This window comes from Herbaspirillum huttiense, assembly GCF_004367745.1.
Taxonomy (GTDB): Bacteria; Pseudomonadota; Gammaproteobacteria; order Burkholderiales; family Burkholderiaceae_D; genus Herbaspirillum; species Herbaspirillum huttiense.
The window spans coordinates 2,936,595-2,948,549 of sequence record NZ_CP037993.1; the positions used below are offsets into that span (position 1 = coordinate 2,936,595).

The 11,955-nt window shown below is 65.5% G+C and carries 5 protein-coding genes; all 5 read right to left on the minus strand.

What is annotated here, in order from left to right:
- Positions 1-107: 107 nt before the first annotated feature.
- Genes treY through glgB form a run of 5 tightly spaced genes read right to left on the minus strand, consistent with a single transcriptional unit; the run spans position 108 to position 11,929 of the window.
- Positions 108-3,065, minus strand: coding sequence for a malto-oligosyltrehalose synthase (gene treY, locus E2K99_RS13275; RefSeq protein ID WP_134222515.1), 2,958 nt, complete (start codon positions 3,063-3,065; stop codon positions 108-110).
- Positions 3,065-5,329, minus strand: coding sequence for a 4-alpha-glucanotransferase (gene malQ / locus E2K99_RS13280; RefSeq protein WP_134222516.1), 2,265 nt, complete (start codon positions 5,327-5,329; stop codon positions 3,065-3,067). The genes treY and malQ overlap by 1 nt, the downstream gene beginning before the upstream one ends.
- Positions 5,326-7,224: a malto-oligosyltrehalose trehalohydrolase gene (gene treZ, locus E2K99_RS13285; protein ID WP_134222517.1), complete on the minus strand. Its 1,899-nt coding sequence runs from the start codon at positions 7,222-7,224 to the stop codon at positions 5,326-5,328. Before treZ ends, malQ begins: the two co-directional genes overlap by 4 nt.
- Positions 7,221-9,488 (minus strand): glycogen debranching protein GlgX, encoded by a 2,268-nt coding sequence (gene glgX, locus E2K99_RS13290; RefSeq protein ID WP_039787100.1) that lies wholly within the window; start codon positions 9,486-9,488, stop codon positions 7,221-7,223. Before glgX ends, treZ begins: the two co-directional genes overlap by 4 nt.
- 2 nt (positions 9,489-9,490) lie before the next feature.
- A complete protein-coding gene (gene glgB / locus E2K99_RS13295) occupies positions 9,491-11,929 on the minus strand; it encodes a 1,4-alpha-glucan branching protein GlgB (protein ID WP_134222518.1) in 2,439 nt (812 codons plus the stop codon).
- Between the last annotated feature and the right edge of the window lie 26 nt (positions 11,930-11,955).

The window sequence follows — 11,955 nt, forward strand, 5'->3', positions numbered from 1 at the left end:
GTAGGAAAAGAGGAAGTCATGCGTGACGACGCACACAAGCACAGCGCCATGCGTGAAACTCAGAGCCCCCGAACAATCGGTTGTTCGGGGGCTCTTCACGCTACGGCTCAATTCACACGCAACGCCAGCAATTCCACCGGCAGGCTGCCCAGAATGTCAGCCACCACAATGCTGCCGCCGCGTTCGCCATCAGGCATGGCGCACTCCTCCAGCTCACCCTGGCCACTGGTGAGCACGCTGCGCCAACGGCGCATGCCGCCGCCAGCATGCGACAGGACCTGCGGAATGGCGATGCGCGTATCGCCCCAGGACTCGGCAGAGACCAGCGGCAAAGCCTCTTCGCGGCGTCCCTCGAAGGACAGCAGATGACCGGCCAGGCGCGTGCAGATCACCAATGTTGCCTCAAGCGCGTGCTCGCCGCCTTCCTGCACCGGCAACAGCCGGGCAAAGGCGATCACGTGCCGCGCCAGCTTGCCGTGGGTAGTCAACGGAACATAAGTACCCTGCGCAAACAAGAGCGCATGATCGCGCCGGTACTGCAGCACAGCGTGAATCAATTGCTGCTTGGCGCTGCCGCTCTGCCAGTCGCGCAACGACACCGGCCGGCTGACGGCGTCGGCCAGACGCCTTTCACGCAAGGCGAAATCCACCGGACGACGATTGTCGGGATCGACCATGCTCAAATCCCACAGCTCGCTGCCTTGGTAGAAATCCGGTACGCCCGGCGAGGTCAGCTTGAGCATGGTCTGCGACAGGCTGTTGACCGTGCCCAGCGGTGCCAGCCGGCGCACGAAATCTTCCAGCTCGGTGAGGAAAGGATGATGGCGCGGATCGAGTCCCGGATCACACAGCAGCGCGCGCGTAAAGCGCTCGCAGGCCGCCTCGTAGTCAGTGTGCGGCACCACCCAGTCGCTGCGGCGCTTGGCTTCGCGCAAGGCCTTGCGTTGCCAGGCGATCACGCGCTCGGCCAGTTCGCCCAGTGCACTGAGGTCATCGTCACCGGCACGCATGCCGTCGGGCCAGGCACCGACCAATGTCTGGTACAGCATGCATTCATCGACTGCATCGATGCCGCCCTGCTGGCCCGCCGTCGCCGCCACGATGGGCGCGTTCAATTGGTGCCAGTGACGCAGCACCGTGGACCATTCCTCGGCAATTTCGGAGAGCGCGGCCAGCCGCATGCGGGCATCCTCCCCGCGCTTGTGATCGTGGGTGCCGGTGGCCAGCAGGCTGCCCGGCGTCTGCTCGGCGCGTCTGGCCGCGAGCCGGTGGAAGTGCGACACCGACAGTGACAGATGGGCCGGCTCGGCACCGACTTCATTGCGCGAGAGCAGTCGGCCAAAGCGATAGAAGGCCGTGTCCTCCATCGACTTGGCCGTCAGCGGTGGCGTCAGTTGCTGGAATCGCGCCATGGCACGCAGCTGCAGGGCGCGGCGATGCGCATCGCGGCTGTCCAGCAACAGGTCCCCGCCCAGCCAGCCTTCCACCACATGCAGCGTGGCATGGTCGGCCGCATGCAGCGTGGACTCGGCCTTCTGCACGGTAGCGGCCAGCAGCTCGCGCTCCCCGGCCGGCATGCCCTGCTCGTTGGCGTAGGTACGGTAGACCGGGAAATGCACCAGCAGCTCGGCCACTGCACGGCGGATGGACATGAGCGTCAGGTCGCGTGTCTGCGTGGCGCTGCGCGCCAGCTGGTGCAGGCACAGCGTCAGGGCATTGAATTCCGCAGCAAAATTGCGGACCAGGAAGCTGCGCCGCGCCTCCTGCACGATGGTCGGGAAATGGCACAGCTCGCCCGGACCGTGGCTCTGCAGCTGATCGGCCGTCACCGGCAACTCGCCAACAATGTCGCGCCAGAGTTCGTCCAGCACCGGCTCGCCCTCGCCATCGTGCAGCACCGCCGCGCATTGGTCCATGAACTCGTAACCGGTGGTGCCGTCGAGTTGCCAGCCGGGTGGCAGGCTTTCGTCGCCGGCCAGAATCTTCTCGGCGATCAGATAGGGTTCGTGGCCGGGCCGCAGCGTCCGCAGGCGCTCGCGCAAACGCAGGCAATAGGTGGCGGGATCGGTCAGGCCATCGATATGGTCCAGCCGCAAGCCATCGATGATGCCCTCGGCATACAGCCGGAAGATCTCGGCATGCATGGCCTCGAAGACGTCTTCGCGCTCCACGCGCATGCCCACCAGTTCGCTCACTTCGAAGAAGCGCCGCCAGTTGATCTCATCGGCGGCATTGCGCCAGTACGCCAGACGATAGTGCTGACGCTCCAGCAATTGATGCATGGCACTGCGGCCATGCGGCTGGCTGGCCGAGAACGCAGCGAGCGCGGCGTCGATGTCGGCCAGCGCCTCGGGATCGGCGGCCAGGGCGCGCAATTGCGCGCGGGCGGAATCGGCGCGGCCATCCTTGCCCTCCTGCGCGGGATCGATGGCGGCAAAGGCAGCGATCACATCCTTGAGTCGCGCACTGCCTGCCGTCTCCAGTACGGCGGCGTAATCCGCGGGCGTCAGCGGGAACACATTGTCGTGATGCGCAATCTGCAGCTCGCCGTGCTCGGCATCAAAGCGCAACACCAGCTCGCCCGCCTCCAGCGCTTCCGCGTAGGGTTGTCCCAGGAAAGGCAGCAGGACCTTGCCGCTCAGGGCCGGATCGGGGCTGTCCCAATGGATGTCGAACCATTCGGCGTGGCGGCTGTGGCGGCCCCAGCGCAGCACGTCCTGCCACCACGCATTGTGTTGGCCCACGGCCATGTGGTTGGGCACGATGTCGACCACGATGCCCATGCCCTGTGCGTGCAAGCGCTGGAGCAACTGGCGCAGTCCGGCTTCGCCCCCCAGTTCGGGATTGATGCGGGTGGCATCCACCACATCATAGCCATGGGTGGAACCCGGGCGCGCCACCAGGATGGGTGAAAGATAGAAGTGGCTGATGCCCAGGCGGTGGTAGTAGTCCACCGTCGCGGCCGCCTGCTCGAAACGGAAATCACGGTGCAGCTGCAGCCGCGCGGTGGCGCGCGGGATGCTGCTGTGCGCCGCAGGGTCTGGCGATACGGAAGGGGCTGGCATCAAATCTCCTTGGCGGTGCCGCCGCGCACGCGGCGCAGGCGCTCCAGCCTGGCCTTGGCGGCGTAGGCGGAAAACAGTTGCGGCGTGTCTTCCGGCAAGCGGCGACGCCAGTTGGGGTGGGGCTCGGTCATGCCGGGCAGATTGGGTTGCTGGGTCAGGCCGAGGATGTCTTCCACCGGCACCACGGCCAGCGAGGCAGGCGTGGCGGCGACGTAATCCAGTGCGGCATCAACCACCATGGCACAGTCGTCCAGCGCAACGGGCAAGGCGGACTCCTCGTCGCCTTCCTTGAGGGCCGGCGCAGCTTCGGGCAGCGGGCCGCTCGCGCAGCCCTGCTGCACCAGTCCTTGCCAGAGCTGGCTGCGCTCTTCACGACGCTGCTCACGGGCGGCCGGCAAGCCGTCCTCCAGTTGTCCGAGACGCTCGCGCCAGGCCAGATCGGCACCGGACCACCAACCGGCCACCGTCGGCAGGTCGTGCGTGGTCGTCACGGCAATGGCCTGGCGCGACCAGTCCGAGGGCGGCAGGAAACTCGTCTTCTCACGCTGGAACCAGAGCACGCGAATACCCGAGACACCCGCCTCATCCAGCACGGAATCGAAGCCGGGCGGCACGGTGCCCAGGTCCTCGCCGATGACAATGCTCCGATAGCGCCAGGACTCCAGCGCGATCAGGCGCAGCATGTCCTGCTGGGGGAAGGATACATAGGCCCCGGCATCGGCCTCTCTCCCCTGCGGCACCAGCCACAGGCGGTTCAAGCCGAGCACGTGGTCGATGCGGACCCCGCCGCCCTGCGCGAAGGTCGCACGCAGCATGGACAGGTAAGCACGATAGCCGGTACGGCGCAGGGCCAGTGGCGAAAACGCGCCCAGCCCCCAGTTCTGGCCCTGCGGGGCCAGGCGATCCGGTGGCGCGCCGACGGTCAGGCCGGCGGCGATCTCGTCCTGATGGCTCCAGGCCTGGCTGCCGCCATTGTCGGCACCGACGGCCAGATCGGCGATGAGACCGATGGCCATGCCCGCCACCCGAGCGCTGTGCTGGGCCTCTGCCAGCTGGCGTGCCGCCTGCCATTGCAGGAACAGGTGAAAATCGATCTCGCCCGCATGCTCGGCCGCAAAGGCCTGCATCTCGGGGGTATCGGGATGGCGGCCAGCCTCGCCCCATTGCCGCCAGTCGCAGCAACCGGCAACACCCTGGCTACTCAGGTGGTGGCTGTAGGCTTCAAACAAGGCATGGGCGCGCAGTGCGGCACCGCCTTCGAGCTGAAAGGCGGCGAAGGCGGCCTGCTGCGTGGCATCGCCGGCATGTTCGGTGCGGAACAGCGCATGAAGCCGGCGCAGCAGCGTCATGCGATGCGCACCGGCGCGCGCCCAGTCGATCAGGTTGGATTGTTGAAGGCGTTCATGCGCGGCGATCATTTCCGAGCCGCCCTCGGCCAGCACCTGGGCCTGGGCATCCGCACCGAGAATGCCCGCCGGATCGATCAGAAACGGATTGAGGAACAGACGGCTGGACGGCGAATACGGGCTGCTGCGGCCGGGATCGGCGGCAAACATGGCATGCACCGGCGACATCGCCAGCGCGGCGGCACCATAGTGCGCGGCCAGCGGTGCCAGCTCGGCCAGCGCGCCGAAGTGGCCGATGCCGCCGTCGCCATAGACCTTGCGCGCTTCCTTGAGGCTGTCGCTGCGCAAGCCATAGACCTGCGCAGCCAGCGCCCAGCCGCGCTCGCGGCCCTGCTCGGCCAGTGCATCGGCAATGGTGTAGCAACGCGGCGGTGCGATGGCCAGCGTCAGGATGTGACCTGCCACCAGCAGGCGGTGATAGCCGGGGACATTAATGGGCGGCAAGGTTGGCGGCGCGTTCAGATCGGAGGAGATCAGCAGGGTCAGGCGGGCGCCGTTGTCCAGCTCCACGCGGCAGGACAGTCCATGCAAGCGCGAATGCGCAGGCAGTGCAACCGGCTGATGCTGTACGCCCGTCAACAGCGGAGGCAGGTAGCCTACCGCGTGCTCGCGGTCGAGCTGCGCCAGGCTGTCACGGCAGTCGCTGGCCGTAGCGCAGGGCAGGCCCAGCGCTTCCAGGATGGCCTGCAAAGCCTCATCGGCCACGACCTGCGGCTGGTCGTAAGCGTCGATCCAGTGGACGGCAATGCCGGCACGTTCTGCCAAACGATATAAATCGTTTTCAGACGAGGACGAATTCACCGGGGCAATGAGTTCGGGGGCCGCTGACGCGGCCGGCTGGCGCAGGGCGGCGTTCATGCTGCGCTCCCGGCCTCGGCGGCGGCCGGAGGTTCGCGCAGTGCCAGGATGGCATGGCCCGGGAAGCTGCCGGCGGCCAGCGCCTCCAGTGCGCCGCCACTGTCGAAGAGCACGTCGGCTCCGGCCGGCTGGGCCAGATCGTCCAGGGCTTCCTGCAGCGGCGCTTCGTCGAGATTGACCGTGATGTTGAGGACGCTGCCATTGGCCAGTTGCCAGCGCGCGTGCACGGCCTTGGGACCGATGGCGCGCGCCTCCAGCGACTTGGCTCCACGCAGGTAAGGCACGATGTGCAGCTTGCGGATGTGCAGCAGTTCGGCGACGCGCCGCAGGCAAGCCGCCGAACCGGGTGCCGGACCGGGCTCCGGAATGGAGGACACGAAGGTGGCAAAACTGTTGGGATCCGGAATCTGCTCCAGCAGCTTGGGATCGGCAAATTGCGGGAAGCGCGCGAACTCGCGTCGGCGCCCTTCCCGCACTGCCTTCACCAGTTCTTCGTCGCGATGGCTGGTGAAATACAGGAAAGGCTGCACCGCGCAGAATTCCTCGCCCATGAACAGCATCGGCACCTGCGGTGCCAGCAGGATCAGGGCCTGTGCGGCGTGCAAGGCCAGCGGATGGGCCAGCACGGTCAGGCGCTCGCCGAAGGCGCGATTGCCGATCTGGTCGTGGTTCTGCAGGAAATTGACGAAGGCCGTGGGCGGCAGGTCCGCACTGGGCTCGCCACGCGGCTCACCGGAATACGGCGAAACCTCGCCCTGATAGACGAAGCCCTGTTGCAGGCAGCGCGCCAGTTTCTCGGCCGGGGCCTCGGCATAGGCGCTGTAGTAGCCGCTGTCCTCGCCGGTCAGCAGCACGTGCAGGACGTGATGGGCGTCATCATTCCACTGCGCATCGTAGACATGGCTGGAGCGCTCGCGCACCTGGCCGATCTCGGCCACTTCCGCCTCGGCCTCGACGGCAGCGGTATAGCCCAGCAGATGCGCGGCGTTGCCGTCATGCTCCAGCACCAGATGCACATGGCGTTCATTGCCGATCTCGGCGCGGACGCGCTGGCCCAGCGCCACCAGCCAGTCGGGCTCGCAGATGGCGTGCACGGCATCCAGGCGCAGGCCGTCGAAACGATATTCCTGCAGCCAGTACAGCGCGTTCTGGGTAAAGAAGTCCGCCACTTCCGGCCGGCGGAAATCGATGGTCGCACCCCACAGGGTATTCATGTCATGGCGGAAGAAATCCGGCGCATAGCTGTGGAGGTAGTTGCCATCCGGCCCGAAGTGGTTGTAGACCACGTCGAGGAACACCATCATGCCCAGTCCGTGCGCGGTATCGATCAGCGCCTTGAGCTGGTCCGGCGTGCCATAGCTGGCATCGGGCGCAAACGGCAGCACGCCGTCATAGCCCCAGTTGTGAGCCCCGGGGAATTCGGCCACCGGCATCAGTTCGATGGCGGTGATGCCCAGTTCGGCCAGTTCGGTCAGGCGCTGCTGGATGCCGGCAAAGCCGCCCATTGCGCCCGGATGCAATTCGTACAGCACGGTCTCTTCCCACGGACGCCCCTGCCAGTTCGTGTGCTGCCAGAGGAAGGCTTCCGGATCGACCACCACGCTGGGATCGAAGACATCGCCGGCCTGGCCGCGCGAGGCCGGGTCCGGTGCGCTCACTTCGCCCTGCTCGCGGGTCTGGAACACATAGCGATACAGGGTGCCCGGATCACACTCGGTCTCGAGCACGTACCACGCCGGGGAGGCCGCATCCTCGGCGCTCATGGGCAGGCGGCCACGGCCGGTGATGTCCACCGCGACCGCGTCGGCACCGGGTGCCCAGACGCGGAAGCGCACCTGGCCGGGCGCGGTGACCTGCGCGCCGAACGGCAGCTTCACGGAAAAGCGGGCACTCATGCGCGTTCTCCCCATTCGTTGCGTTTGATCCATTCATTGGCGGCCAGCGGATAGATGGCCGAAGACAGATGCAAGGGCCGGTTGGCAAACACCTGCAGGGTGTGCGCCTGGACCTGCACGGAGGCGCTGCCGTCGACCTTGACCTGGCCGCCCTCGCCTTCCGGCATGCCGGTCGGCTGTGCGCAGTCGAGCAGCAGGAAGTATTCGCCCTCGGTACGCGGGAAGCTGAATTCGATCGGCTCGTGACCGGCATTGACGAAGATCATCAGCACATCGGGCGGCACTTCCTGAGCCTCCCCCGGCCCGTCTGCAGCTGCACCGGCGCCGTCATGCAGGCGTGAACTGAGCTGCTTGTGCGGCTCCAGCCGCTTGCCCGCCAGTTGCAGGGTAATGGCGCGCGCCACCGGGTTATTCCAGTCTTCGCTGGTGACCGGTTGCGCCGATTCATCGAACCAGGCCACATCCGGCAAGCCATCGGCCACCATCTGGTTGCCATGCAGGAAGTAACTCGCACGCAGGACGTCGAAGTCGCGCCGGATCGCGGTCACGCGGCCGACGAAGGCGGTCAGCGCGGCACCCTCTGGCGAGCGGGCCTGTTCCCAGTTGATCCAGGAAATGTCGTTGTCCTGGCAATAGGCATTGTTGTTGCCGCCCTGGCTGCGATTGAACTCGTCACCGGCCAGCAGCATCGGCGTGCCCTGCGCCAGCAGCGTGGAGGCCAGCATGGAGCGCTGCACACAGGCGCGGGTGGCCTGGATGGCGGGATCATCGGTCTCGCCTTCAGCGCCCCAGTTGTAGCTCGCGTTGTCGTTGTGGCCGTCGTTGTTGTTCTCGCCATTGGCGTCGTTGTGCTTGCCGTTGTAGCTGACCAGATCGCGCAGCGTGAAACCATCGTGCGAAGCGATGAAGTTGACCGTCGCCCAAGGCTTGCGGCGATTGTGCTCGAACAGTTCGGCCGAGCCCATCATGCGCTGGGCAAAGCCGCCGCGCATGGCTTCATCGCCCTTCCAGAACTTGCGCATGTCGTCGCGGAATTTGTCATTCCACTCGCCGAAGCGCGCCGGATGATTGCCGAGCTGGTAGCCGCCGGGGCCGATATCCCAAGGTTCGGAGATCAGCTTGAGCTTGGACAGGACCGGGTCCTGCAGCAGCGCGTCGAAGAAGCCCGAACCCGGATCGAAGCCATGCGGCTCGCGTCCCAACGTGGAACCCAGATCGAAACGGAAACCGTCGATATGGAAGGACTGCGCCCAGTAGCGCAGCGAATCCATCACCATCTGCAATACACGTGGATGCGACAGATTGAGCGTATTACCGCAGCCGGTATCGTTGATGTGATAGCGCTCCTGCCCCGGCAGCAGACGGAAGTAGCTGGCATTGTCGAGGCCACGGAAAGACAGCGTGGGTCCGAGTTCGCTGCCGCAGCTGGTGTGGTTGTACACCACGTCGAGAATCACCTCGATGCCGGCGCTGTGCAGGCGGCGCACGGCCATGCGCAATTCGTTGGGATCGCCCATGGACATGTAGGACGGCTCCGGGGCGAAATACGACAGCGTGCTGTAGCCCCAGTAGTTGGAGAGGCCGCGTTCGATCAGGAAGCTGTCCTGCAGGAAGGCGTGCACCGGCATCAGTTCCAGGGTGGTGACACCCAGGCGCAGCAGGTGATCGATGAAGGCCGGATCGGACAAGGCGGCGAAGGTGCCGCGCTCATGCGGCAGCAGATCCTCGCGCATCTTGGAAATGCCCTTGACGTGGGCCTCGTAGATCACCGTCTTGTTCCACGGCACCTGCGGCAGGCGATCGTGTTCCCACACGAAGGCATCATCGGTGACCATGGCCTTGGGCATGGCGGCGGCACTGTCGCGACGATCGAAGGACAGGTCGGCACGCGCCGAGTGCAGGCGATAGCCATAGAGCGCATCGGTCCAGCGCACCTGGCCGACCAGGCGCTTGGCGTACGGATCCAGCAGCAGCTTGTTGGGATTGAAGCGATGGCCCTTGGTCGGCTCGTAAGGACCGTGGGCACGGAAACCATAGACCAGGCCGGGCGCGGCACCGGGCAGGTAGCCGTGCCACACTTCATCGGTACACTCGGGCAGCGTGATGCGCTTGAGTTCACGCTTGCCGGAGGGGTCGAACAGGCAGAGGTCCATGCGGGTGGCATTGGCCGAGAACACCGCAAAATTGACCCCCAGGCCATCGGAAGTGGCACCGAGGGGGTAAGGCAAGCCTGGCATCAGGCGATCAGGAAAGGCGACGCTCATTATCAGGACTCTCTACGCAGGATCAGGGTGGACAGCGGGGGCAGGTTCAGTTCGATGGAAGTCGGGTGGCCATGCCATCCGAACTCCTGCACTTGCACCTGGCCCATGTTGCCGCTGTTGCTGCCGCCATAGACGGCGGCATCGGTATTGAGCACTTCGCGCCAGACGCCATGATGGCCGGGCGCGATCGGTGGCACGCCGATACGGTAATGGGTGCGCGGTACCGGGGTCAGGTTGACCACGATCAGCACTGGCGGACCCTCATCGGCATAGCGGAAATACGCCAGCACGCTGTTGACGCTGTCGTCGCCCACGGCCCAGGAGAAACCGTCGGCGCGGCAGTCGCGCTGGTGCAAGGCGGGCTCGCTGCGATACAGATGGTTCAGGTCGCTGACCAGCTGGCGCAACTGGCGATGGCCGGCAGGATGGTCGCCGTGTTCGTTGAGCAGGTGCCAGTAGGGGGACTTGTCATGGTCGAACTCGTCAGGCTGGCCGAACTCGCTGCCCATGAACAGCAGCTTCTTGCCGGGATGCGTCCACATGAATCCGTAATACGCACGGACGTTGGCGAAGCGGCGCCATTCGTCGCCGGGCATCTTGTTGAGCAGCGCGCGCTTGCCATGGACCACCTCATCGTGCGATATCGGCAAGATGAAGTTTTCCGAGAATCCATATAGCAAACCGAATGTCATGTCGTGGTGGTGATAGCGACGGAACAGCGGGTCATGCTGCATGTAGCGCAGGGTGTCGTTCATCCAGCCCATGTTCCACTTGTAGCTGAAACCCAGGCCGTGATGGTCGGCCTCGTTGCTGACCTCGGAGGTCACGCCGGGCCAGGAGGTCGATTCCTCGGCGATCATCAGCACACCGGGGCAGCGCTGCGCCACCACGGTATTGAGTTCGCGCAGGAAGGCCACGGCCTCCAGGTTCTCGCGGCCGCCGTGGATGTTGGGTACCCATTCGCCGGACTTGCGGCTGTAGTCGCGATATAGCATTGAGGCGACCGCATCCACACGCAGGCCGTCAACGTGGAAGTGTTCTATCCATTCCAGGGCGCTGGCGATCAGGAAGCCGCGCACTTCATTGCGGCCGAGGTTGAAGATCAGCGTATTCCAGTCCTGATGGAAACCTTCGCGCGGATCAGCGTGCTCATACAGCGCGGTACCGTCGAATTGCGCCAGGCCATGCTGGTCGCTGGGGAAATGCGCCGGCACCCAATCCAGCAACACGCCGATACCGGCCTGGTGGCAACGGTCGACGAAGGCCGCAAAGCGCTCCGGTTTGCCGAAGCGGGCACTGGGGGCAAACATGCTGATGGGCTGGTAGCCCCAGGAACCGCCGAAGGGGTGTTCCATCACCGGCATCAGTTCGATATGGGTGAAGCCCATGCCGACCACATAGGGGATCAGCTCATCGGCCAGCTCATCCCAACTGAGGTTGCGGTGCGCCTGTTCGGGGATACGCCGCCACGACGCAGGATGCAGCTCATAGATGGACATCGGTGCCGACAGCGACTGGCGCTGTGCACGCTCGGCCATCCACTGCTGGTCCTGCCACAGGTAAGGACGGGCATCCGCCACGACCGAGGCGGTGGCCGGCGGGGGCTCGGTAGCGCGCGCGACGGGGTCGGCCTTGAGCGGCAGCAAGGCACCATCGCGGCCCAGGATTTCGTACTTGTAGACATCGCCGGGGCCGATGCGCGGGATGAACAGTTCCCACACGCCGGATTCATGGCGCAGGCGCATGACGTGGCGGCGGCCGTCCCACTGGTTGAAGTCGCCGACCACCGAGACACGCTCGGCATTCGGTGCCCACACCGCGAAACGCGTGCCGGGCACGCCGTCGATGTCCATCGGACGTGCGCCCAGACAATCAGCCAGTTGGCGATGCCGGCCTTCGCGCAACAGGTGCAGGTCGAGCTCGCCGAGCAGGAGGCCGAAGGCATAGGGGTCTTCCGTGCTTTGTACGCTGCGGCTGCCGTCCGGGATTAGCCAATCCACTTCAAATACATACGGCACTTGATGGCGACGCTGGTCGAGACCAGTGGCCACGCCGCTGAAGAAACCGCTGGGCTGGCCATGCAGCTCAAACTGCTGCAACTCACCCAGCAGCGCGCCGCTGTGCCGGCATCGCACACGTACCGCCGCGGCCCCGGGATGGAAGGCGCGGATGGCAGAAACGCCACTGGACTGGCTGGCATAGCGCGGGCCGAGCAGGCCGAAGGGCTGTGTCAGGCGGCCGGCCAGCAAGGCTTCGAGCAGGCCCTGCTCTTCAAGGGAAAGGGACAAGGCGGTTTGTTCCGGGAATTCAGGGGAATGAGAGGAATGAGAAGAAGACGGCGGCTGCGCCGAAGCGGAACCGGGGGCGGCCGAGCTGGCGTCGGAAGTCTCTTCCTGGGGCGTCGTGGACGCCCTATATGCCGTGACAGACATGCCGGACATGCACACTCCTGTTGTTGTTATCGGGG

What these genes read in the sequence shown, in the direction of transcription:
- treY (WP_134222515.1), bottom strand. Translation starts at nt 3,065, where the DNA reads ATGCCAGCCCCTTCCGTATCGCCAGACCCTGCGGCGCACAGCAGCATC.
- malQ (WP_134222516.1), bottom strand. Translation starts at nt 5,329, where the DNA reads ATGAACGCCGCCCTGCGCCAGCCGGCCGCGTCAGCGGCCCCCGAACTC.
- treZ (WP_134222517.1), bottom strand. Translation starts at nt 7,224, where the DNA reads ATGAGTGCCCGCTTTTCCGTGAAGCTGCCGTTCGGCGCGCAGGTCACC.
- glgX (WP_039787100.1), bottom strand. Translation starts at nt 9,488, where the DNA reads ATGAGCGTCGCCTTTCCTGATCGCCTGATGCCAGGCTTGCCTTACCCC.
- glgB (WP_134222518.1), bottom strand. Translation starts at nt 11,929, where the DNA reads ATGTCCGGCATGTCTGTCACGGCATATAGGGCGTCCACGACGCCCCAG.